19 protein-coding genes and 2 pseudogenes are annotated in these 22325 nt (G+C 57.1%); 5 read left to right on the top strand and 16 right to left on the bottom strand.

All coding sequences use genetic code 11. The features are described from left to right. From ACVOL0_RS04040 to ACVOL0_RS04030, 3 genes are all read right to left on the bottom strand, one after another. Nucleotides 1-440, bottom strand: a 440-nt coding sequence (locus ACVOL0_RS04040) for a hypothetical protein (RefSeq protein ID WP_481548015.1), incomplete at its 3' end; no start/stop codon positions are given. 373 nt (nt 441-813) lie between these two features. Continuing rightward, nucleotides 814-1029 (bottom strand): hypothetical protein, encoded by a 216-nt coding sequence (locus ACVOL0_RS04035; protein WP_062168854.1) that lies wholly within the window; start codon nt 1027-1029, stop codon nt 814-816. A gap of 22 nt (nt 1030-1051) precedes the next feature. Next, nucleotides 1052-1738: a J domain-containing protein gene (locus tag ACVOL0_RS04030; RefSeq protein WP_481548014.1), complete on the bottom strand. Its 687-nt coding sequence runs from the start codon at nt 1736-1738 to the stop codon at nt 1052-1054. A gap of 134 nt (nt 1739-1872) precedes the next feature. Between ACVOL0_RS04030 and ACVOL0_RS04025 the strand changes: the two genes are divergently transcribed. Beyond that, entirely contained in the window at nt 1873-2286 is a 414-nt protein-coding gene (locus tag ACVOL0_RS04025) for a helix-turn-helix domain-containing protein (protein WP_481548013.1), read from the top strand. 308 nt (nt 2287-2594) lie between these two features. On the opposite strand, the gene ACVOL0_RS04020 is transcribed toward ACVOL0_RS04025, so the two are convergent. From ACVOL0_RS04020 to ACVOL0_RS03995, 6 genes and pseudogenes are all read right to left on the bottom strand, one after another. Continuing rightward, nucleotides 2595-3089 (bottom strand): JAB domain-containing protein, encoded by a 495-nt coding sequence (locus ACVOL0_RS04020; RefSeq protein WP_481548012.1) that lies wholly within the window; start codon nt 3087-3089, stop codon nt 2595-2597. Beyond that, nucleotides 3086-4042 (bottom strand): DUF932 domain-containing protein, encoded by a 957-nt coding sequence (locus ACVOL0_RS04015; protein ID WP_481548011.1) that lies wholly within the window; start codon nt 4040-4042, stop codon nt 3086-3088. Before ACVOL0_RS04015 ends, ACVOL0_RS04020 begins: the two co-directional genes overlap by 4 nt. 449 nt (nt 4043-4491) lie before the next feature. Then, nucleotides 4492-5133: pseudogene (locus tag ACVOL0_RS04010) on the bottom strand (IS256 family transposase); the annotation flags it as partial. Between the two features lie 409 nt (nt 5134-5542). Further along, nucleotides 5543-6658, bottom strand: coding sequence for a patatin-like phospholipase family protein (locus ACVOL0_RS04005; RefSeq protein ID WP_481548010.1), 1116 nt, complete (start codon nt 6656-6658; stop codon nt 5543-5545). After that, entirely contained in the window at nt 6655-8895 is a 2241-nt protein-coding gene (locus ACVOL0_RS04000) for a Mov34/MPN/PAD-1 family protein (RefSeq protein ID WP_481548009.1), read from the bottom strand. Before ACVOL0_RS04000 ends, ACVOL0_RS04005 begins: the two co-directional genes overlap by 4 nt. Beyond that, on the bottom strand, nt 8892-10052 hold the full coding sequence (locus tag ACVOL0_RS03995) for a ComEC/Rec2 family competence protein (RefSeq protein ID WP_481548008.1): 1161 nt from the start codon (nt 10050-10052) through the stop codon (nt 8892-8894). Before ACVOL0_RS03995 ends, ACVOL0_RS04000 begins: the two co-directional genes overlap by 4 nt. A gap of 378 nt (nt 10053-10430) precedes the next feature. Here ACVOL0_RS03995 and ACVOL0_RS03990 point away from each other — a divergent pair, with 378 nt between their 5' ends. After that, nucleotides 10431-10697 (top strand): hypothetical protein, encoded by a 267-nt coding sequence (locus ACVOL0_RS03990; RefSeq protein ID WP_481548007.1) that lies wholly within the window; start codon nt 10431-10433, stop codon nt 10695-10697. Between the two features lie 253 nt (nt 10698-10950). On the opposite strand, the pseudogene ACVOL0_RS03985 reads toward ACVOL0_RS03990, so the two are convergent. From ACVOL0_RS03985 to ACVOL0_RS03965, 5 genes and pseudogenes are all read right to left on the bottom strand, one after another. Further along, nucleotides 10951-11106 (bottom strand): annotated as a pseudogene (locus tag ACVOL0_RS03985) (hypothetical protein); the annotation flags it as partial. Nucleotides 11107-11344: 238 nt separating this feature from the next. Then, a complete protein-coding gene (locus ACVOL0_RS03980) occupies nt 11345-12739 on the bottom strand; it encodes a DNA-processing protein DprA (protein ID WP_481548006.1) in 1395 nt (464 codons plus the stop codon). Further along, nucleotides 12739-14817 (bottom strand): DEAD/DEAH box helicase, encoded by a 2079-nt coding sequence (locus tag ACVOL0_RS03975; protein WP_481548005.1) that lies wholly within the window; start codon nt 14815-14817, stop codon nt 12739-12741. The genes ACVOL0_RS03980 and ACVOL0_RS03975 overlap by 1 nt, the downstream gene beginning before the upstream one ends. A gap of 103 nt (nt 14818-14920) precedes the next feature. After that, nucleotides 14921-16093, bottom strand: a complete 1173-nt coding sequence (locus ACVOL0_RS03970) for a tyrosine-type recombinase/integrase (protein WP_481548004.1) — start codon at nt 16091-16093, stop codon at nt 14921-14923. A gap of 723 nt (nt 16094-16816) precedes the next feature. Then, nucleotides 16817-16945: a hypothetical protein gene (locus tag ACVOL0_RS03965; RefSeq protein WP_481548003.1), complete on the bottom strand. Its 129-nt coding sequence runs from the start codon at nt 16943-16945 to the stop codon at nt 16817-16819. A 261-nt stretch (nt 16946-17206) separates the two neighbouring features. Here ACVOL0_RS03965 and ACVOL0_RS03960 point away from each other — a divergent pair, with 261 nt between their 5' ends. Next, nucleotides 17207-17683 carry a LexA family protein gene (locus tag ACVOL0_RS03960; protein ID WP_481548002.1) on the top strand — a complete coding sequence of 159 codons (477 nt, stop codon included), beginning with the start codon at nt 17207-17209 and terminating at the stop codon, nt 17681-17683. Between the two features lie 11 nt (nt 17684-17694). Next, complete coding sequence (locus ACVOL0_RS03955) at nt 17695-18945, top strand: Y-family DNA polymerase (RefSeq protein ID WP_481548001.1); 1251 nt, start codon at nt 17695-17697, stop codon at nt 18943-18945. Between the two features lie 38 nt (nt 18946-18983). On the opposite strand, the gene ACVOL0_RS03950 is transcribed toward ACVOL0_RS03955, so the two are convergent. Both ACVOL0_RS03950 and ACVOL0_RS03945 read right to left on the bottom strand, forming a co-directional pair. After that, on the bottom strand, nt 18984-20843 hold the full coding sequence (locus ACVOL0_RS03950; protein WP_481548000.1) for an AAA family ATPase: 1860 nt from the start codon (nt 20841-20843) through the stop codon (nt 18984-18986). Nucleotides 20844-20925: 82 nt separating this feature from the next. Next, nucleotides 20926-21870: an SOS response-associated peptidase family protein gene (locus tag ACVOL0_RS03945; RefSeq protein ID WP_481547999.1), complete on the bottom strand. Its 945-nt coding sequence runs from the start codon at nt 21868-21870 to the stop codon at nt 20926-20928. A 52-nt stretch (nt 21871-21922) separates the two neighbouring features. Between ACVOL0_RS03945 and ACVOL0_RS03940 the strand changes: the two genes are divergently transcribed. Continuing rightward, entirely contained in the window at nt 21923-22159 is a 237-nt protein-coding gene (locus ACVOL0_RS03940) for a hypothetical protein (RefSeq protein ID WP_481547998.1), read from the top strand. Nucleotides 22160-22325: the final 166 nt, after the last annotated feature.

The following is a 22325-nucleotide window of genomic DNA, read 5'->3' as shown; positions in this document are numbered from 1 at the left end:
CAACCGCACCGCGCTTGAACTCGGTGCTGAACTTCCTTCGCTTCGACATGAACACTCCTCATGGCCTTGATCGGCCTTCTCGTAAGTGTCCGTGAAAACGGGGGTGAACCCGACTGCGGATAGCGGCAGGTGTACTGGCCACCTACCAACCCTTCTTCCACCTCCACATCGCAGACATAGTCCAAGTTGCCCAGCAGTGCGGTCATGCTGGTGGTCTGATTGGTGTTCAGATTCTGAAGGATGGTCCTCAGAGAGCCCAGGAGCGGTTCGAGCTGCTTGTGCGGCACACCGGTAACCCGTCCATCAAAGGGTTCATTGGAGCCGGATTCGTAGATCTTGCCGTTACTCAGCTCTGCGTTGCGCCAGTCCAGAACTGGTTTGCTGCAACCACCAAGAAGAAGCGCAGCCAGCAGGGCTGCAACGTAGTTGATACTTTTCATGGAATTCCTTGTAAATATGGTTGAACGGCCAACGTTCGGCCGCCAGGGTTAACCAGCGATCTTGTCGGCACGCTATTTCTTGAGCATGGCGCCAGGATGCGTCAGCGGCTTCGACACTGACCCGCTGCTACAAAGAGACGGTCGGAAAGATCAGGTGGCGGGGTGCTCTGCTTCTCGATAGCCAGCAACCCCTGTTCCCCGTAATGCTCCTGCAACTTGTCAAAGGCACATTTACAGCTGGATTTTGGAGCTCCACCGGCCACACAGTTATCCACGAATTGGCCACGCAACTTGTCCAGCTCGCTGCTGCAGGCACTGAGTGCCAGCACAACGATCACCATTGGGAGAAGTGCTCGTTTCCGAAGAGTCATGGTTATCGCCTCTTCACCAGGACAAGCAGGGCGAAGATCACCACGATCCAGACCACACCGCCGATCAGCTTTCCGAATGACGGGAAGACCACTACGGGCCAGACAAGGCCCTGCCCGAGGTTGTAGAAGAACCCCTTGTAGGCATAGCGCCCCCAGATATCGAAACATATGGCCGCGATCAGCACGGTCACGCCGTACAGGCCTATCAGGTACTTCATGTCATTACCCTGTTGGTTGAGATCAGTTGGTTTCTTGCAAGTAGTGGCTGACGGCGCTGAACAGCCGTCGCAGGTCATCGGCGTTGGGAACACTCAATGTGATGAAGGGCTCGCCATGGATCCGGATGTGCGCCCCCTGGGCGGTAATCTCGGTGAGACAACCCAGTAACCGGATCTCGGCCTGCTCGAACTTGGCCTTGCACCGAATCTGGGTTTCGGTGATCAGTACGCCCTCCCTGGCACCGCCGAAGACGGTGTCGTCGATGAGCACGACAACGTCTTGGGCCTGCAGCCTCTCTCCGTAGCTGTCCAGAGCGCCCAGGAGCTTCTTCCTGGGGATGTGGGGAGCGACAAACACCCGTTCAAAGGGCTCATTACTGAACTCCAGCCCCTCCAGGGCCTGCCGGAGCGAGCGGAGAGGGGGAGGGTCAGGAGCCTTGGCTCGTTCCGTCCGGGGGCCTGGATCAGCTGACCCCGCCGACGCCCGGGTACGGTCAAAGCGCTCGCGTTGGTCCGGGTCCTTGAGGACGGCGTAGGCCTTGTTGAGCACCTGCATCTTGGCCGTTGCCCATGCCACGGCAGCCTCGTCACCCGCGGCGTACCGATCAGGGTGGTACTGGCTCCGCCGGCCCTTGTAGGCAAGCTCTATTTCCCAGAGTGGTGCCTCGGGGCGTACCCCGAGGACTTCGTAGTGGTTCTCCTCGCTCATCCCCCTGCTCCATGTCCGTAGGGCTTCTCGGCATTGATCCTCAATGAAGATAGACCTATAACTGTCAGTTAAAGTCTGCCACAGGAACGGAGCTTCCGTCATGCTCGATAACCGCCTCAGATCTGTTCCTCTCGGTGCCCAAGTCAAAAATCCACGCCTTTTTTGCTGCCAGGCTTATCCAAGCCCGTCAGATGCGTGGTTTCAGTCAGCGCTCCTTGGGCGACAGGATGGGCATGGGGAAGGAACGAGGCGCGGTGCGTATTAATCGCTACGAGCATCAAGTCACTGCGATCGGCTTCGAAAGCCTTGAAACAATGGCCGAAGTGCTAGAGGTGCCTGCGTCTTACCTGCTCGCTGAAAGCGCGCGAATGGCTGACGCGATCCTGGCACTCTCGCAAGCTGACGAGAGTCAGCTCAATACCCTAGCGGATCTGATTCCAGCACTAGTGAGCAACCCTGAGCTTTTGGAAAAGCTTCAGGAGGTGATGAACCTCCCGAAGGCAGAACAAGCCAAGTCGTTGAACGCCCTTAAGAGCAGCAGCGACTAAGGCCCATCTCACTCTCGGATGCAAGGTAGCGAAGGATAGGCGCTGGCACTGTTGATTCGGCACGCCTATGTTTCATCGCCGAACTCCAATCGTCGCGCTTTAACCAAATGCTCGCCCGCTTTCATACGAAGCCTGCTAGCTGCCTCTCGAACCTTCGCCCGCTGACGCCAGCTCCCTGAGGACGCGGCCCTCTCTATTTCCTGGGCCTGTCGGTCTAGATCGGCCGCTTTGGCACGAGCTATTGCCGCCCTGGTCGATGACCAGGACGTCTCCGTTTCCTTCATGCTGTTCTCCTAGGTATCCGGGCCTTAGATCTGCCCGAGCTGAGCCATCGAGGTGCCTTGGCTCGCCGACACCACAAGATGGTCGACGACCCTCACCTCCACCATCGCCAGTACTTCCTTCAATCGCCTGGTGATGGCTCGATCCGCTTCTGACGGCTCGCAATGCCCGCTCGGGTGGTTGTGAGCCAGTAGGACCGCTGCCGCGTTCAGGGCCAAGGCACGTTGGACGACAATCCGCGGATGGATCTCAGCACCATTTATGGAGCCTGAGAACAATCGTTCTACGGCGATCAGGCGGTTGCGGGCATCGAGGAACGCCACCTCGAAGTGCTCGCGGATCTCATTCCCAAGACGCAGGCGGAAGAACCTGCCGGCAACATCGGGATCTCCCAATAGAAGGCCACTGACCATTGCTCTGCTCTCAAGAATTTCCAATGCTTGGGAGAGGACGGAGCTGTCACGTTCGTTCAAGCCGCCAGGTCGCTCTGCCAGGCGCGGCTTCTGCAGTGAGGCGTTCATGCGGCTTCCCCTAGCAGTTCCTTCCAAGCCTTCTGCTTCAGCAAAGCCCCTTGGCCGAACCAGGCTGCATCCAAGCGGTTCTCCGTACTCTGCGACCGGCGATGGTGGTCCACGAATTCGGTAATGCTGTTGAGCAAGCCAAACGCCGTGCCCCTGCTGGTCTTCAAGCTAGCCCCCCTACCCTGCCCGTCATACAGCGCCCGCACCTTGGCTACTGCCTGCTCATTCACGACCGCCTTCCCTTTCTGAGCAGCCGGATACGTGAGCAGATTCCGCAGCACCCCATCAACCGAATCAGGGTTCACAGGTGTCTCACAGAGGATCCGCATCCGCTCCACGAAGCCATGCCAGCCCTCAACAGCAATACCCAACTGGCTTTTGACCCTGTCAGCATCGAAGGCACTGCGGTGCGGAACCTTGATGGCTCCGGTTCGATCCCCAACAGCGATCTGCAGGGTGTTGTTACACACCACGCGAACTGAGGTGAACTGGGCGGTGGTAGCCAGCGTTCCGTCACAGGCCGTAGCCAGAAGAAGGTAGCCGTTGACCTGATCTTGGCCCTTCAGAGCCACGCCCTGTCCAGTACGGGCCAATGCCCAGAACTTCCGCCCTCCCCGAAGCACGCCTGCCGTTTCCAGCTCGAAACCGCTGTAGCGCGTCAGGTCGCGGTAGAACTCCAGGATCTCCCGCGGCTGGACTACTTGATAGCGCTTGGACACCACGGCCAGCGGTCGTTTGGTGTCAGAGCGATAAAGCACCTTCTGCCCTGGGAACGCCCGAACGGGATACTGATCTTCAGCCTCGGCGGCGAATCGCACTTCGGCTTCCTCCAAGGACCAGTTCATTCCGGCGCGCTCGCGCCATACTTCGACGGGCTGATTGGGGGCCAACTGGCTTCCGATGCCATGCCATGGGACTTGGCCTGCATAGGCCATGGTTTCAACGTGATGCATCTCGGTCTCCTTTCATGGACGGCATAACGCACAAGGCCCGGACAATGCCGGGCCTTGCGAGTCCATTTGGTTTGTTGATTTAGTCGTAGGAATCGCGCCCGAACTGGTCGGGGCGGGTGAACGAACAACGTGCTACGGCCGACAAGATGGCCGCAGCCACGATGAAGACGCAGTAGAGGAACTCGGATTTATCTTTCATCCCTAGTACTCGAAGCGATACGCCGATGCGCGGCGCACACGCAAAGCAGGGGGATCCTGCTTCAACGTAGTACTAAGGGTCTGAAATGAATTCCAATCAAAGACGGCACCTCGATGCACCCCAACACCCAAGCCAAACACATGCCGACCGGCGGCTACCGGCCAAGAGCGGACGTGCTCCGGATTGCAGGCCGTCTACAAAAACGAGGGAGACTCAAAATACCGTTCACACAAAAATCTGCACACGCCTCACCCTCGGTTTGGGCCACCCACAGGCCCAGAACTTCCTTCTCACCGCTCATCGTTATGCCGATGGCCAGGTAGACCGCCTTGACTCGAACTGCACCGTCTCGAACTTTGGCGTGGATGCAGTCCAAGTACACGATCGGATAGACCTGATCGAGCTCGCTCGCCTGCCACGCCTTGACTTCATCCACCACTGCGTCTGTGACCGATCAGATTATGCTCGGCGACACCTCGGCCCCGTACATCTCCTCCAGGTGTGCCTGGATCTCGCGCACGGTCATCCCACGTGCGTACAGTGACAGGATCTTGTCGCCGAACCCACTCCAACGGGTCTGGTGCTTCGGAATTAGCTTGGGCTCGAAGGTGCCTTGGCGATCACGTGGCACCTCGATAGGCAGCTCGCCAAACAAACCCTTGAGCTTTTTGCGACTGCGGCCGTTGCGGGTGTTGCCAGCACCGTTGGCCACCGGCTCGTGCTTCTCATGCCCCAAGTGCTCGGTCATCCCTGCATCGAGCGCCTTCTCAACCAGCAGCTTGGTCAACTGCTTTAGCAAGCCGTTCTCGCCGATCAGGCCCTCAGGTCTCTTGTAGTTAGCTAACAAGCTGCTCAGCAACTCGTTGGGTACTTCATGTACGCGTGAACTCATGGTGTCTCCAGGTCAGATGACAGTTTCCTGCCGGTGACCCGTTTACACAAAATCTAGGACAGTCCCTTCCCAGGGACCTGGCGCGCGCCGGAAAGATGCGGATCTGTTGGGAAGATGCCTTTCCTTGGTCGTCAGCAGCCGGAAATCATCCAACGCAGCGCTTGGCGGTTCATCAGCGTCTGGTCAAGTCGCTGGAGAAGAGCCTTGTGCCCGATCACGTCGCCAACTTTACGGATGTGGAGGTCTGGAATCACTGTCCTGCCATGCTCTGTCCTCAGAGCAGTCGCATCGATCCAATTTCGCTCTACTTTTGCCGTCGCGGCCACGCCACAGTCGCCGAACTCTGCAGACTACAAAGAACTGTCGACGACATCTAGCAGCCACCATCTTCATAAGTGCACTCAGCCTGCTAGTCGACCATCAGGGTTGCGATCTGCGTTGGTTCGCGTAGGTCACTCTGCACAAGGGGAGGCGGAAGCTTGGTGAGTGCTCTGCCGTGATTGGCAATGCGGTCAAAGTCACTCGCTGATAGCTTCAGCAGACTCGTTGGAAAGGCGGCAACAAAGCTTGCCGCTCTTCGATCGACGTCATTGTCGCCAGCAGCATCACCGATGTAGATCATGCCCCCTCTTGTCGCGTCACTACTCAGGTAGTGATGGAAGGTTCGCACTCTCAACGCATGGGACTGGTCGGACATGATGTCGGCAACACGTTTGATTCGGAACGGATTCAGCGAGTACTTGCTGAATCCCACGTCCAACGGCCTACCTGCATCAGAGACCAGTATGAAGTGACCGTTCGCGATCTTGGCGACTCCCCGTCCGGCGTCAAAGAACGGCTCAAGACCAAGGTTGTCATAGACTCCACCATCGTAGAGGTGGAGCGCTCTCGAGTCTGGCTGCACATCCACGGCGTCTTCCTTGGAAGCATCCCACCTCGCGCGCCGCCGCCACTTGAATCTGTCAACCCTTAGGCGTAGCGGCCCAAGCCCTCCAGGGAACGCGGCTGAAACTGCCATCGCGCTGGCGAGTGGGAAGTTTCCGGAAGGTGCGTACCCCGTGAGATAGTCTCCAAGGTCAGCGCGCTTGAATCTGAAACGCCGTCCGTTCTCTGCATTTGTGCCGTTGATCGACCAGTCCGGCGACTCGGGTAGATCGGCGAGCCTTTGGCTTATGGCCCAGCGTCTACGAATTGCTGAAGCAAGCAAGTTGGATCGACTTAGCAGGAACCGGAGATTCGTTGGCCTGCATAGCTCGCGAAGTGCGTCCCACTGGAGGCTACGAGAGGTTAGCTCACCACGGATTGTCGGGTAGACCTCGGTCAGGAATCTTTCCGAGCTCGGCCACTGCATCCCGGATCTGTGGACGACCAGCCCGGTGATCAGACTGCCCCCTGAGACGCTCGATATTCGCAGCACATTCTCCAGGCGCCCCGCTTCGGCCAGTGCCTTCATGACACCCAGGTGGAAGACCATAGCTCGAATCCCGCCGCCGGAGAGCACCAGATCAATTGGACGAGTCGTCACGGCCGTACCTCGGCTTGGACAACACCTATCTCATGGCCTCCTACGATCACCTGAATCACTGGCAGCCCCTCTTCGTTCATACCAACTGCCAACTGTGCGAGCTGGACTAGATCATCTCGACTTGGTGCGGCAGGATACCCATCTGGGTGGCTATGCCACTCTCCTACGTACCCCACAATACCCGCGGTCCTCTCTCGAGCCTCGGCAACAAAGTCTGGAAGCCCGTCGGTTCCGCGCTCAAATGATGTCGGCGAGCCCTTGCTGTCTTTGGGCGCCGGCAATGCGTCTACGATTACCAACAAATTCTGGGTGAAGTCGTGATAGCCGAGGAGGATGCCTCCAGTTTCATTGGGCAGCGACTGATGGCGAAGCTCACGAAGATAATCATGAAGACCCTCGTCCATATAGACGTCCAGGCCCTCCACTGTCTTGTGTACGCGTCGTTCGAATAGCTCTAGGGAGATGGCATCAGTTCCACCATCAGGTTCTCGCTGCCAGATGACTGCTGCTGCTGCATCTGACCTAATGTGTGCAGGAATGCTCTCGGCGAACTGACACGCATGGATCATTACGCTCGAGTACGGCAGGACCATCGACAGATCGCGACACGATGCACCGCTCCAGAAGAGGCCACGGTGACCGTCAAGGTGCTTTCTGCCCCATTCAGAGCGAATGATTGAACGGTAGTACTGTGCCTCGATCGTACGCAGGCACCTTGTCTTAGCGGTGTCCTCCAGCATCATGACGCCTGACCTGCCATTAGGGGTCACAAAGACACTTACGTGCCTTGCCCTACCTTCGTTGGCGGAACTCGCTCTGGGGTATCCGAGGTCCGCAGTTGCGTCCACCACCAATTCGGAAGCATCCAGGGCACGCCCCACCTCAGGATTTAGGTTCGACATGACATCGGCCTCTAAGCCAGTCAACGCGATGGCGCCACGAGTTATGGCCTCTACAAGCCTCGATACCGCTAGAACCTTGGGTTGCCCAATCTGAAAATTGAGCGCCGAGTGACGAGCCAGATTGTGGGGGCGGATGTGATCCTTGTCGATCACCGTCCACGTACCCCACCCAGATCTGATCCAAAGCTCGATCAGGGCACTTCCGAGAGAGCCGGCGCCCACCACCGTGCCTTTCGGCCCAGAATCGGAATGGCCGGACTGTGAGCGCGCCCGTTCTGCGCTGTTCTCCCACAGAACGGTGACAGGATCGAGGCCGATGGTCTCCCATCCGGCCGCTTTTTCACCGTCAAGGAGCCCCGCTGAGGTGTAGAAGCGCCCCTCCAGGTCAAAGAGTGCGCCCAGCTGCACCCCCACCTTTAGTACGCCACCATGAAGGAAGAAGGCACGATAGCTAACGCCCTCGACATGGCCCGTCGACGCCCTCCTCAACGGAATAGAGAGCAGCACAAGCAGACTTGCCGGCTCGTCTTTCAGGGTCAGCCCTTGCTCGGGAAAACCCTGTTGCATTGCTAGACGCAGAGGACCCAAGAGATTCACCCCTCTCCGATTCATGAGGTCATTCAGTTCGCCCAGCGAGTGCGGATCCCATTCAACCTCGCCGCTTTCAACAGGCTCAAGATCAATCTTGACCAATTTCGCCAGCACGCCTTGATCAGCATCCAGGTGGTTGGCGATGCGCATGGTTGTGCCATTGTCCGCGCGCCGAACTCCGCTTACATGAAGAGGTTTTCCTTCAGAAGTGAGATCGGCGATATCCCACGGAATGACCAGTTCGTGCTTGGACTCGAAGAAGAGGGTATCCAGGGGCTGATCTGCAAGATGCAGCTCCCCCTTGGCGTTCTTCTCCAACCACCACAAGATTCGCGCCAGGAACGAAGGAGCGGTCCATGTCCGCGCGACCACGTTCATCGGCTCGTAGTACAAGCACAGCTGCGCGGGCCCAAGTGCTGAGACGCTGTTCTGATGCGCCAGCCTTGGGAAGTCCTTTCGCATCGCCCAGACGGCCGCTCCAATGCTGCCATCCTTCGGAACCACAATGAGCATCCTCTCCCTGAAGCGGAGCCCATACTTGTTGTGCTTGGGGACACCATGGCACTCGACATCAACCATGAGGTATACGACGTTTACTTCCTCATCCTTTCGACCCCGCATCACATCAATGAGCTCAAAGTCGCGGTTCGAGTTGATGGCGGCGATCATCGCGTGTGTACGCGATGAGGCCTGCAAGCGATCTTCAAGCCCAATCAAGTCGAGCTGGAAGTAGTCCGAACTCATGCGCCTGCCCGGGAAGGGCTAGAGGCTACGATGGCGGCCGAGCCGAGTGAGGCCATGGACTTCTCCCAGGTGACCCCTGCAGCGGCGACGTTGAAGACAATTGGCTGAGGCTTGTAGCCGTTCGGCTCTTCCATTGTGACCAAGAAGGATCGGCCGTCGACCTTCTTCAGATACTTCTCGTATGTCTTCCTAGCCTGAATGTGGGGCGGCTGAATCCGTTCGTAGGCCTCCTTAGTATCCGGGACAGGCAAACTGCAGCTAACGATGTATGAGTCCGGCTTGCCCATCATCAGCAGCTCAGTGACCTTCTTACAGGGCGTTGTCTCTTCGTCGCCCTTCTCGTCGCTGAGCGCACGGTAGCTGCAGTGGTGCGGGATATTGAACAGATCCCAGGCAAGCCGATCATCGTTCTTGTGGTACTTGGTAATGTCCACGATCTTCTCAAGATCGCAGTACTCGGCATCACCCACTTCCAGGTAGTCGTACGTGAGCCCGTCGGCCTGCAACCTAACGTTGAACACCAACGCCGCAGAATTGCGAATGATGTCTCCATCGTCGCAGTGTTCAATGAACGGCGAATGGCAGAAGAACTCAACGTTGTCCTGCGCCAAGGTGAAGCCAGGAACCACCGTACCTGCGTCAACGAACAGGTGGTCCCGCGCAGACAAGGCCTCTCCACGATCCTTCAGCTTTGGCTCAAGCCAATCGGCGAGGGCCTGTGGCTTGGAGAACACAAGAATTCCCTTGCCTTCGAGAAGACGATGTCGCGCCTCTTGTCGGAGAAGAACGAACTCTTCGGACTGCTGATCTTGAGTAGCTTCCTCCAGCAACATCGCGGCGGGCACCCAGAGTTCGTCGATTTTGATTCGACCCTCGCCGTGGTATCGCTTGGCGTGCTCCAGCCAAAAGAAATCGGTACTTCCCTGGATGTGGTCGTTATCAGCGTGGGTGAATGCGACGACATCAAAGCTGTCCCTGTCGGCCTCCTCAAGGTCCTTCTTCAGAGTCGCTTTCAGATTGATCTCGGGGGTCGACTCTTCTTCGGCGCATTCCTTGTGTCGAAAATCGAAGAGAACGCGTTTCCCGTTGTCCAGAATGATCTGGGTCGTGTCCCCGTTGCCCACCGGGTAAAAAATCACTTGGTGCTTTGTAGCCATAGCGAAGTCCCCTTTGAAGTTAATCCATCAAGCTCAGATTGCTACTGACCCGTCGCGCCAGACGAGACGGACAGCAGCCGGCCTCTACCGTTCAGCTGATATGAGATTTTGTGACGCTCGTCACGCGTTTCAAGGGGGAGGGCAAGCAAGAGCCAGCCATACCACTACAGAAAAACTATTACTTCAATATATTCAACATCTTACGGCTGCATTCGGCCTGACGAGATCTACTCGAGAAGCCGTGGCTCAGCCACGGAGTGGGGCCTGCCCTAGATTTTGTGCAAACGGGTGCCCGATAGAGTTTGAACGACAGTACGCACTAAACGGCTGAAGAGTGCCTACAAAAGCCTGGGCGATTCAACATGGCTTGCCGACCGAATGCAACGTGACGATATCCTGGTGCTGTTGGCACGCGCGTTGACTGGCGAGTCTTGGACGACGGGGCTGGGTGGTCTCGGTGATCGCGTGTCTCGCCGAAATGTACGTGCCAGTATTCGCAGCGACTTCGATCTGTTTGACCCGGATCAATTTCGAACTGCGCTGGAGCGTATCGCCCAAGAGCAGCGGCAGCCCGTAGAAGACCTCGAAGCCGTGCGGGTTTTCCTGGATGCATGGGCGAAGAAGGGGTCTGGAGATCTTGATTGACCGCGGCAAGGCAAGCCACACGTAGCCTCCAAAGATGATTTGGGGCACGCCCTAGCAATCTCTGGTTACGTTTAAGATCCCAACGGAAGTAATCCCCGCTTCGGATCGCATGACGCACTGCAGCCAAGTGCGTATATGCTCCCAATCGGCGGCCACCTTCAAACGGAGGCGATTCCAAGTTCTGTTTACACAAAAACCTGTACATGCTCAAGCGAATCTTGGACGCCAGCCAAAGCGGCATTCTTCCGCGACCGGCCCACGTGTTCCAAGGGCTCTCGGGATCACGATACTTCGGCTGGACCTTTGGCCCCTTACGCGGTCGAGATTTTTTGGGTACCCCGCGTTCGCCACTTCCGTGCCGAAAAGCTCTTCGATGGTGTACCCGGCTTTCTTGGCTAAAGCTGTCAATTGCTGTCTGACCTTTTCGGATGGCAGACGTTCTTTGAGGGCCTTCTACCTCCCCTTGGCATTGCTGATCAGCGTGTTCAGCTCGCGAAGAGAGAGTGAACTCAAATCAATATTCATAAAACAAGCCTCGAGCCTAACGCCATTGGTGTTAAGGAGGCATAGCCCTGAATTTAGACGAATACGTCAGAGGCCTCGCAACCACTAACGCCGATGGCACAGTCCTTGATCACCGAGCTTTTTTATACAAACAGCCTCTTTTGCTTGACGATGTAGCCCATGGGCTTCTTCTGCTTCTCCAAGACACCCTCCTCAACCAGTCGCTGCAACCAAGCCTTTGCCTGCCCGTTAGAAACGTCCAACGCGGCTGCCACTTCGGCCTCCTTCATCGGCGTGCGCAGAAGCTGCTGAATCGACAAGCTCACCGCAGCAAAGAGCACTTCGGCGGGGGTCGGTTTCGGCTGTGGAGACGCCTCTACGCCGCCTAACGTAGTTAAGACCTCTTGCGGGACCGAATCCGGTTCATTCAACCTCGAAGCAGTCACCTGCGGATCAGAGCTAATATCAACCAGCGCCAACGACTCGTCCACGGCGGAGACATCGGTTAGCTCAAGCATCGTTGGCTTGGAATCTGACGACGTTTGCTCGTCGTTCGACGCCAGCTCATAACCTACTGGAGGAGAGGTCGTCGACACCGGCATCGCCAAGTTGAAAACAGCTCTGAAGGAATCAACATCTTGCGGGTTCGGCCAAGGAAGAGCGCCTTTCTTACGTAACCCATCCAGTCCAACTGAGGGCTCGCCCGTCGAGCGAATAAATACAGGGGTGAACTTGAGTTTTTCGAGCTGCTCAGCCGCGCCTGCCCAGGTGCCACCCTTATTGAAATCGGAATTCACTACCAATGCTGCATCCGCGAAGGCATAAATCACCTTGTTGCGCTGCATGGCATGACCAACGTTGAAACCGGCGCAAGGATCGTAAGCAGAGACAAGAACTAGGCTGCCATCGAGCAGATAGTTTCTTTCCTCACGATTCATCACCGTCTTTTCAAGATGCTCCGCAAGAACGCCAATTACTTTTCCACCCGAACCCCATGAGCCTTGCATCGCCGCACGATCGACGCCTCTAGCGCCGCCAGAGACAACGGTCCGACCAGCATGGGCAGCCAGCTCTCCGATTGAATTAGTGTATTCAATCAATTCGTCGCTCACCTGACGCGACCCGACAACAGCTAAGCCACCAGTATCCAATAGGCTAATGTCACCGCAACCATACAGTACCGCCGGAGCATCCTCGCGCATCCGTGATTTCAAACGGCGCGGGTACTGTGGGTCTGCACGACTGACTACCCAAATAGCTCTAGATTGCCAACGCTCGACCACCTGACTCAACAAAAATCCGCGCGCCAACAAACGCTGCAATCGATCCCCGTCGATCACTGGCTGGCATGCACGCAGAATCTCAGCAGCCTCCAGAGAAACGAGATCTGATGGTTGCCGTTGGATGTCTCGTAAGCGACGGGCCAGCCGCTTGTACTCCCCAGGAGATAACAACTCAGTTGACGAGGCACCACCTCTGGCAATGAGCGGCGCTGTCAGCAACAAGATGACTTGAGTATTGGTTGAAAGCGCTTGCATCAGTCGTCGCGTCCCGTTTGTGAAAGAGCCATCGGCCAGACCTCACCACTCCCCGCTTCACGCAGGAGCCACGCAGCAACCGTTAGAGTCCAGCGAGAATTGACTATGTCATCTACGAGCAGAACTGGGCCGGCGGGAATGACCTGGTCTATCAATGCGAGAGAGCCGTCAACGTTGCGGGCCTGTTGAGAGGAATTGGCCATAGTCTTTTGCTCTGGTCTATCTTCCGTTTTCAATAGCACTTGACGGAATGGCAAACCGAGGTACGCAGCGAGTCTTTTTGCAAAATTCGGAACAATCTCAGGATGTTTCAAGGATGGAATTGCCGTTACCCACTCGGGAGCAGGATGCGGTTGCCACTGTGCAATCATCTCGGCGCATGCCTGAACCAGTTCATCAGAAAAATATCCATCTTGATATCGATTATCCCTCACAACCCGGCCCCAGCCGGCATCCCCCCACACGCATAGAGCCTTACCTGTATTAGCTTGGGCTGCTTGCGCTATAACGCCTTTGACACCATATCTAGGCAATCCACCGTCGGGCCATCTCTTGCGAGGCTCGATAGGCAGACTGGTACGTCGAAGAAACTCAACCGCAGCTTGGACAAACTTACTATCCACAGTTACAGATAAAGGCGGCAAGGCAGGTTCTGTGACCAGATTGGGATCGCCGTCAAGAGCACTGATTAAAAAATTCATGTGCTTGCCAAATGGGAGGTTTACGTACTCCTGCATCTGTTGACGCTCGAGTTGCCTTAGCGCTGTGAGGCGCTCTGCCCTATCCCAGAACTCCTCGCTCAATCTGGCCGCGGTGAGCTGCCATTTACTATCCTGCCGGGCGATAGGTGCGGGTGACTCCAGAGAGAGCAATAAAATCGTCTTGTCGACACGAGTCTTACTGATATTGACTCTGGCCAGCAGCTGCGGAACCGACAACCCACCGGGCTCGTCCTCAAGCACCCTCAGAACACCTGCGACTTCCTCTCGGGTAGGAAAGGCATTTTGGATAAACCAGTCAGTGATTCCCGCCTCTTCCTGCCCACTGAGTAGAACACCATAAGCAGAGTCCAAAGCGCGGCCTGCGCGACCAACCTGCTGATAGTAGGCAACGACTGATCCAGGCATTTGGTAATGGATAACAAATGCAAGGTCCGGCTTGTCGTAACCCATGCCTAGAGCCGGTGTGGCAACCAGCGCCTTGACTTGGTTGTTGAGTAACGCCTGTTCAAGCTCCTCTCGGCGATCTCCCGTTTCGCTAGTGTAGGCTTCCACATTGAAGCCCACAGCCTTCAGCCACTGCGCCACTTGATTTGCATCACGAACCGTCAGCGTGTAGATGATGCCATGGCCGTGCAGCGTTGCAAGTTGCTCAGCCAGCCAAGCAAGGCGCTCAGCCTGACTTGGTAATTTGATCGTCTGCAGGGTCAGCGAACTTCGATTCAAGTCGCCCCGGAGAATGTTCAAATCCGGTCCAAGGACGGCAGCCAAGTCTTGCATTACACGCTTGTTCGCTGTCGCCGTTGTAGCCAAAAGCCTCATGTTTCTTGGCAACGCAGTCATCGTACGCTGAATAATCCGATACTCGGGGACGAAGTCATGCCCCCAATCTGAAACGCAATGCGCCTCATCGACTACCAACATCGATACGTGACCTGCGATCTGAGCCAAGACCTCCTGCTGGAACCTGGCACTGACGAGTTGCTTGGGGTGGAAAAGCAGAATGTCGACTTCTCCTTGATAAATTCGCGCAACAATACGAGGCCAATCCTCACTGTTCGAAGAGTTAAGAGTCTCGGCTTGAACACCCATCCGTTGTGCAGCAGCAATCTGATTTCGCATCAGTGCCAGCAGCGGCGAGATCAGTAGCGCTGGACCAGCTCCAGCTTCCCTCAACAACTTGGTCGCAATAAAGTAGACAAAACTCTTACCCCAACCGGTCTTCTGCACGACCAGCAAGCGACCGTTGCCTTCAACGATATGTCTAATAGCCTCTTCTTGATCGTCACGGAAGGCTGCATCAGCTCGCCCCGAGCCGATGCGGAGTAGCTCCAACGCGCGCTTTGGTTCGTAGGCCATTTATTACTCTCTAGCTCTGATCGGAGATGACGGTGGCTCGTCGCCGTTACCATACTTTCGTGGGTGTACGGCACTAAGGTATCTTTCCATCCTAGACTACCTTCTAAACGCGCAGCGTTTCCAAGTAGTCCGCCCATCCTTGCATCATCTTCTTACGCTCTTTTAGATGCGTCGTACGGTTGTATGCTCGCCCCAGAGGATCTCGAACCGCATGGGCTAGTTGATGCTCAATGAAGTCTGGCCTGTACCCCAAAACCTCGTCTAACAACGTTCGAGCCATGGCTCGGAATCCGTGAGCAGTCATCATCGTGCCGTCGAAGCCCAGATTTCGCAGAGCAGCATTAATCGTGTTCTCGCTGATCGACTTCGAAATACTCCGAATACTGGGAAGCACATACTCGCTGCGCCTCGAATACGGACGAACCTCATCCAGAACTTCGATGGCCTGACGTGCCAGAGGGACGATGTGCGCCGTATGGGTCTTACTGGTCGTGTAGCGCCACTCTCCAGCTTGCAGATCGATGTCCGACCAACGCGCTGCTCGGAGCTCCCCCGGGCGGACAAACAGAAGCGCTGAAAGCTTCAAAGCAGCAGAGACAATAGGGGACCCCTGATAGCCGTAAATGGCCTTGAGCAACTTGGCGACCTCTTCAGGCTCGGTCATGCTGGAGAAATGCGTCGTCTTCGTTGGAGACAAAGCACCCACAAGGCTAAGCGCAGGGTTGTTCTCAGCGCGCCCCGTAGCAATGGCATAGCGGAAAACGAGGCCAGCGGCGGCCCTGGTGCGATGCGCAGTCTCCACCGCTCCGCGCGCTTCAATCTTCCTGAGTGCCTTTAACAACATCGGCGCAGTGATACTGCGGATCGGCAACTCGGCGATACCACCCATATCTCTCTCAAGCATCCGACGCTCGCGAACAACCGAGCCAGGACTGAGGGTCTTCGCACGCTGGAGCATCAACTCTTCCGCAAGGCTACCGAAGGTGTTGCCCGCCTCTTCTTGCTTAGCAGCGCGCTCCACTTTCGCCACCAGACTCGGATCCACACCTTTTTTTACCAATGCTCGGGCCCGATCACGCTCAGCGCGCGCCTCCGCCAGAGAGACAAGCGGATACTCCCCGATAGTCAACATGTTGGCCTTGTCGCCAAATCGGTAGCGATAGCGCCAGATCTTGGCACCCGTCGTCCGCACTTCGATGCAAAGCCCATTGGCATCTGCGAGTCGAAAAACCTTGTTCTGAGGCTTGAGACTACGGAGCTTGGTGTCAGTCAGCATGTGTGTGAGTAACGCAATTGTGAGTAACGGAGGCCAGCCCCGCAATCTTACTCACACCGTTACTCACAATCCAATCGGATGCCGCCGGACGACATCGAACTAGATCGGATTAAAAACCCCCATACAACCCTGTATTTCAGTCACTTTCCGGACTTCACTGGATTTCGCCGGACTATGAAATGGTGGGCCCACCAGGATTCGAACCTGGAACCAAAGGATTATGAGGCCTAGATCTTCTCTTTCACAATCAATCACATACCCTGAATATTATTCAGGAACCCAGCTTGCAAAATCACTTCACGTGTTGCCGGTATAAGTTCATTTTTCAGGAGCCCCAAAGAGGCCTTCCCCCTCGATCTCAACCCCTGCGACTGGCTTTGATCGCTACTCCACCCCAGCTCAATGCCGCGTTCGGGCAAAGCCTCCTTCGAGCGGTACGAGCGCGGCACTCCCATCGCAGGCGGCACAGCCCTGGAGGCACAAAAGGCGCCCCAGCCGCCAGATCCAACAGGGATTAGCCCCCACTGATCCAACCCGGATGACCAGGCCGGCGGAGGCGACGCCAAGAAACACGCTCCAACTTTGACAGCTCCATAGATTGTGTATTTCTCGTTGCACAGCCCACAACGAGCGAGCACCTCCATGGCCGTCACAAAGCCCCCGCTTGGCACCTGCAAGAAAAATAACTTAGGTTCTGATGGACGCGGCCTATCCCTGATTGCATCAACCGCAATCAAAGGCAGCGCAATGCACTACCCGGGAAAGCCCAGCAGCGACCTCCAAGCCAGCACCAATTTCATGCAGGCCAGCGTGAACCGGCTCGCCGATGCGATGGAAGATCACTTCAGTCATCTCCCATCGCATCACCCTCTCATGCGGGCAGCCCTTCAGCTACAGCGAAACTGGGCCGCCCAGGCCTTGGCACTGCGCGATAGCGGGGTGGAGATCCCTCGCTGCGAACATGACGAGGGCTGGCCCCGGGAGTCACCCCGATGATCGGCATCCCGGGACCGCTACCGCCAGCTCGCCCCCCTTCCTCGGCAGTTAGTAATTGTACTAACATCTGTCGCCCCGTCTCCAGCCGTGAGACACGGCAAGCGGATAGTTCCCGGCATGGCTCCTTCGTTCACTCTCGAAACCACCGCCGCTCTGCTGGGGCTCGCCAGCATCGACGGCCCGGCGCGCTCCACGCCCCTGGCCGGCGTGCGCGCCCGGCTGGGCTTCCCCAGCCCTGCCGATGACTTCCTCGATGATGGTGTGGATCTGCACCGGCTGTTGGTGCGCACCCCTGCCGCGACGTATCTCTATCGCGCTGACGGCTGGTCGATGCTCGGCGCCGGCATCAGCGACGGCGACATATTGGTTGTTGACCGCTCAGTGCGCCCCGTGAGCGGCGACCTGGTCCTCGCTGTGTGGGACGGCAACCAGCCCACCTGTAAAGTACTCAAGCTGTTCGAACATCACATCGAGCTGCATTCCGCGAACCCAGATTTCCCGCCCATCGTGCTTACACCAAGCATCGAGGTCGAGGTATTCGCCGTGGTGGGCGTGGCACGCCAGATCAAGAGTGGCGCACGGCGCCAACGCTGAGGCATATGCGCATGTTCGCCTTGGTTGACGGCAACAATTTCTATGCGAGCTGCGAGCGCGTCTTCCAGCCGGGGCTGCGCGACAAGCCGCTGGTCGTTCTAAGCAACAACGATGGCTGCGCCATTGCGCGCTCGGCGGAGGCGAAGGCGCTCGGCGTCAAGATGGGACATCCCGCGCACGAACTGAAGCAGCTGGTGAAGCACCATGGCCTGCAGATGCGTTCAGCGAACTTCGGTTTGTACGGTGACATCAGCGCCCGCGTGGTGTCGATCCTGCGTGCAGCCGCGCCGCGCGTGGAGGTCTACAGCATCGACGAGAGCTTCGTCGACGTGACCGGCATCCGCCACCGCGAGCAGTTCGCCCGCGATCTGCGCCACCGCGTGCGTCAGTGGACCGGCATCCCGAACTGCATCGGCATCGGCCCGACAAAGACGCTGGCGAAGCTCGCGAACAAGGCGGCAAAGAGCGGCGACGGTGTCGTGGACTTGGGCTGCGCGCAAGCCCGCGCCGCGGTTCTGTCTTCGTTCCCTATCGAAGACGTGTGGGGCGTTGGCCGACGGCTGGCGCCGAAGCTGGCAGCACGAGGCATCCACACGGCTGCGCAGCTGCGCGACGCACGTACTGATGACATCCTGGCCGCCTTCGGCGTCACACTTACCCGCACGCAGCGCGAGCTGCAGGGCCTGCCTTGCATGGAGCTCGAGGAGGTCGAGCATGACCGTCAGCAGATCGTCGTGAGCCGATCCTTCGGCGACCGCGTGAGCGATCACGCTGCGCTGTACGAAGCGCTGGCCACTTTCTCCGTGCGCGCCTGCGAGAAGCTGCGGCGCCGTGACCTAGTTGCCGCCGGCGTCGGCATCTTCCTCAGCTCCGACAGCTTCCGCCCCGAGCTGCCCCAGCACCACCCGAGCCGGGCAATCACGATGTCCGCGTCCACGTCCGACACATCGCTGGTACTGAGCTGCGTGCGCAAGCTGTTCGCCGGCCTGCCGCGCGAAAACATAGAGTACAAAAAGGCAGGCGTCATGCTGATGGATCTCGCTCGACCTGAGACCTTGCAGCAGGACCTCTTCAACGCTGCTGCCGTAGGTGACGACAAGCTGATGGCCGCACTGGATTCCATCAATGCGAAGTTCGGCCGGGGCACGGTAGGCTTCGGCGCCAGCGGTTGGCAGGCAAAACCGCAGTGGGGCATGCGGCAACAGAATCTATCGCCGCGCTACACCACATGCGTACATGAACTACCTCGCGTGCAGTGTTGAGGTCATAGGGCCTCGGCCCAGTGCCTTCAGCCGTCCGCTCAACGCTCGAAGTCACTTAACGCCAAGACAGCATTGGCTAGCTGTTGTGTCCAGAAGGCGTGCTTCATACCGTTCTTATAGTCTTTGACAACCGAATCCATGCGTAGCGACTCAATTTCGCTTTTAGCATGCCCCCTCAATCCCTCGATCGCTGACTTCCGGGATTCCGAACTAACTCGATCAAAGAGCGAGCGGTGGACGAGGTGTGCTGCAAGTCGCCCATCATCGCTCTCGTACGAAGAGAAGCGCCCCGCAGACACGTCCTCCAGGCGGACACCGAATAGCCTCTTCAACTCATTTGAATTCATTACCAAGAAGCCATGCTGGTGTGCCAGCTCGCCGACTGGAATTTGCTGATCCTCAACAATGAGCAGATAACCATCCGCACTCAATGCCCTTGATGGCAAGCCATCCGGTGAAAACAAATTAAGCCACCTATTGGGCGGAATTTCGTGCAGAACATTGGTCATGATCAAACAATCGGCCCAACCCTCACTCTTCGTGCTAATCAGTGCTTCCGCGCTGTCGAAATATCGCCCTTCCGCACTACCGAAAACTGCAGATATCACCTCGCGACAGAAGTCAGCATCAGCCGAAGGCTGGTCAAACGCAACGTAATCGAACCTTGCCTCAACACAATCTGCCGACTGTAGTACTTCAAGCAACCGCCCTTTCCCCGCACCAAAGTCAACAACACGGAGCGGTTCACCTGGCCGAAGCGCACCGAGGACTGCCTTGATCTGCTGCAGCTGGCGATCAGCACTCACCGTATAGACCACACCAGGCGGCAGGAGGCATTCGTATGCGAAATTATTGATTGCCAATTGACTTGGAAGGCTGAGGAACGAGGCCAGATGTGCAATACGCGCATCTCCACCAAGCAGCTCATCCAACGCCTTCTCCGGCTGACGACCGGCAAACTCTGCTTTGCCGTCCCTGACAGTCCAGATGGCATTGTTCTGTATCGAATTGATGTATGCCAACAATGGAATGGAGTGCGTAGCAATCCACATTTGCACGTGAGGCGCTCTGTCCCTGATCCGCTCAAGCAGGTCAACCAACGCACTGGGATGCAGGTGCGTTTCTGGTTCATCCATGATCAAAATCGTGGAGCCTAGCGAGCTCGCCTTCGCATGGAGACCCACGATCATTTGGAGTGCAACCGATTGCCCTGCTGAAAGTTGCGCCTCGGCAATTGGCCTTCCAAACAAACTCGCCTTCTGCTGGGCATCTCGGCTCAATTCCTCACCAAAGAAGTCGGCAATAGCGGAGTTCAGGGTCGTGTAATGCTCAATATTCGCAACTAGGTCACCTGAATCAGATAGTTGAATCGGGTGAGTTGCATCGCGCCACTGATCCTGCGCCAACTGGACGTAAGGAACTACTGCGGCTTTCCAACTCGATGCATCGCCACTATGAACTGATGCCGCGTTTTGGCGCAGCACCGTAGGTGACAAGTCGGATGGATCTAAGAAACCACCAGAGGAAGGAATGAACGGAATGCAATTGGCCGCACCTCCTTTAAACTCAAGATTGTCGACAATGCCTAGCCGATATTCCAACTCACGGATCATACTCAAATACTGATCAATGGAATCGCGAAGCCGCACCTGATCTGCTGCTTCCCAAGCGGCAACGACCTGCCTGTGAGAGGCTATTTCATTCAAAACTCGCTGCCGATCACGCGAAACTTCGAAGGCAACAGATAATGTCTCCGCAACAGCATTCAGGATGCGGGATTTACCGCTGCCATTCCTCCCAGCCAAAACCACGAACTGTCCGAGCCTTTCAAAAGATTGCTTCTGAATACCACGCTTCGAGACTATTTCACCCGAAATTTTCAATGAAATAAGTGACACCACCCCCCCTTTATTCTTTCCAAAATCCCGATAGAACTAAATATTAAAGCATTGATTGCCGTAGTTGAACGATAGGCTTTCCCTAGGCAGCCAATTTGTATTCGTAGAATGGGTGCTGCTTGTCATCAATCGCGGCATACAAATCAGCCAGGTTCGCAGGGTCCGGGTTAAGCCAGCGCTCGATGTATTCCGGCTTCAAGTTGATGATCGTCCGGTCGTGACCAGCAGCAGCCACTTCCGGTTCGGGGTCATCGGTGACCGCAGCGAAGCTCAGCAAGTCCGGTTCTACGCCACTCGGGTCGGTCCAGCTCGCCCATAGGCACGCGACAAACATCGGCTCGTTTGTGCGCGGCGTGAAGCGCAGGCGGTGGTTGATACCCTCCGCGTCCTGCACGTTTTCAAGGAACGAGTCGACGACCAACAAGCCATGCGTGTATCCGAACTGCTTGCGCCAATATCGCTCGAGGTTGTCGCGGCGGGCGTTGTAAGTGCCCGACATGCGCCGGGTTTTGCCTTCCCCCACCCAGTCCGCCGACGCCAGCAGGCCGGGTTTGCGCAGCTGGTAGCGCATCGGTTTGATGACGTAGCCGTCGCCCTCACGGATCATCACAGGCGCATACCATTGAGGGTAGAAATCCCAGTCGCGCGCGCTCAGCTTCTGCCGGTCCAAGCCCTTGAGCTTGCTGGTCAACCGCTCGATGGCACGCGTGGCAATTCCCACTTCACGCTCGGCCGTCTTCGTGTGTTTCACCGCCAATTTGCGTTCGTTGTCAGCCAAGCGCTTGCGGCTCTCGAACAGTTCGGCTTGCCACTCGCGCTCATCCGCGGCGAAGGCTTCGGCAAACGTGCGCTGAGCAACTTCGGGCAGCAGCGGACCCACGGTTTCGATCAGGCCCTTTGGGATCTTGTTGCGCTCTTTCCCGTTGTCGCGCAGCCAGAGCTTCGTGAACTCGGACAGTGACATGACCGGGCCGAAATTCCGCAGCAGCATCTTGTAATCCGCTTCGATCTGAGCCGAGTAGCACATTCAACACCTCCTGTTGACCCCAGCATAACCCCGCCGCCGTAGGATTCCCGTCATGACCGCCAAGCTCACCCTCACCCAGTTGACCGACCGTCTGCAGGCGCTGCGCGCTCAGGCTGCGCGCATCGCCCGTGACTATCCAATGGGCGACCAATGCGAGGCCATCACCGGCCTCGCCGAAGACATCGAACGGGAGGTTGCTGCCGAGGACCTTTCCCACTTCCATGGTGAGGTCGAGCACATAATCAGGGAAGTGGGTGCGTCCGAGCCAAAGCCCAACTGTGGCCCTTGATCTCCCTGTCTACGGTGTCGCGTCCTGGGAGATCAAGAGGGCATGGCACCAGCTGGGTGACGGCCCTGCGTTCCGGCGCGCCTGAGATGCTATCGAGGACCGGATTACTGAATGCTGCCCCGATGACGAGGTCGCAATCATCAAAGCCGGGGCCACGTGGCTGGTC

This window comes from Stenotrophomonas sp. STEN021, from assembly GCF_056760175.1.
The sequence above is the reverse complement of the archived record's forward strand: the minus strand, read 5'-3'. Positions and strand labels throughout refer to the sequence as shown.

Coding starts and splice junctions, on each gene's coding strand:
- ACVOL0_RS04030 (WP_481548014.1), bottom strand. CDS start 1,738: ATGAGCGAGGAGAACCACTACGAAGTCCTCGGGGTACGCCCCGAGGCA.
- ACVOL0_RS04015 (WP_481548011.1), bottom strand. CDS start 4,042: ATGCATCACGTTGAAACCATGGCCTATGCAGGCCAAGTCCCATGGCAT.
- ACVOL0_RS03975 (WP_481548005.1), bottom strand. CDS start 14,817: ATGGCCTACGAACCAAAGCGCGCGTTGGAGCTACTCCGCATCGGCTCG.
- ACVOL0_RS03945 (WP_481547999.1), bottom strand. CDS start 21,870: ATGTGCTACTCGGCTCAGATCGAAGCGGATTACAAGATGCTGCTGCGG.
- ACVOL0_RS03995 (WP_481548008.1), bottom strand. CDS start 10,052: ATGGCTACAAAGCACCAAGTGATTTTTTACCCGGTGGGCAACGGGGAC.
- ACVOL0_RS04035 (WP_062168854.1), bottom strand. CDS start 1,029: ATGAAGTACCTGATAGGCCTGTACGGCGTGACCGTGCTGATCGCGGCC.
- ACVOL0_RS03990 (WP_481548007.1), top strand. CDS start 10,431: ATGCAACGTGACGATATCCTGGTGCTGTTGGCACGCGCGTTGACTGGC.
- ACVOL0_RS03970 (WP_481548004.1), bottom strand. CDS start 16,093: ATGCTGACTGACACCAAGCTCCGTAGTCTCAAGCCTCAGAACAAGGTT.
- ACVOL0_RS03940 (WP_481547998.1), top strand. CDS start 21,923: ATGACCGCCAAGCTCACCCTCACCCAGTTGACCGACCGTCTGCAGGCG.
- ACVOL0_RS03965 (WP_481548003.1), bottom strand. CDS start 16,945: ATGACTGAAGTGATCTTCCATCGCATCGGCGAGCCGGTTCACGCTGGC.
- ACVOL0_RS03955 (WP_481548001.1), top strand. CDS start 17,695: ATGTTCGCCTTGGTTGACGGCAACAATTTCTATGCGAGCTGCGAGCGC.
- ACVOL0_RS04000 (WP_481548009.1), bottom strand. CDS start 8,895: ATGAGTTCGGACTACTTCCAGCTCGACTTGATTGGGCTTGAAGATCGC.
- ACVOL0_RS04020 (WP_481548012.1), bottom strand. CDS start 3,089: ATGAACGCCTCACTGCAGAAGCCGCGCCTGGCAGAGCGACCTGGCGGC.
- ACVOL0_RS03980 (WP_481548006.1), bottom strand. CDS start 12,739: ATGCAAGCGCTTTCAACCAATACTCAAGTCATCTTGTTGCTGACAGCG.
- ACVOL0_RS03960 (WP_481548002.1), top strand. CDS start 17,207: ATGGCTCCTTCGTTCACTCTCGAAACCACCGCCGCTCTGCTGGGGCTC.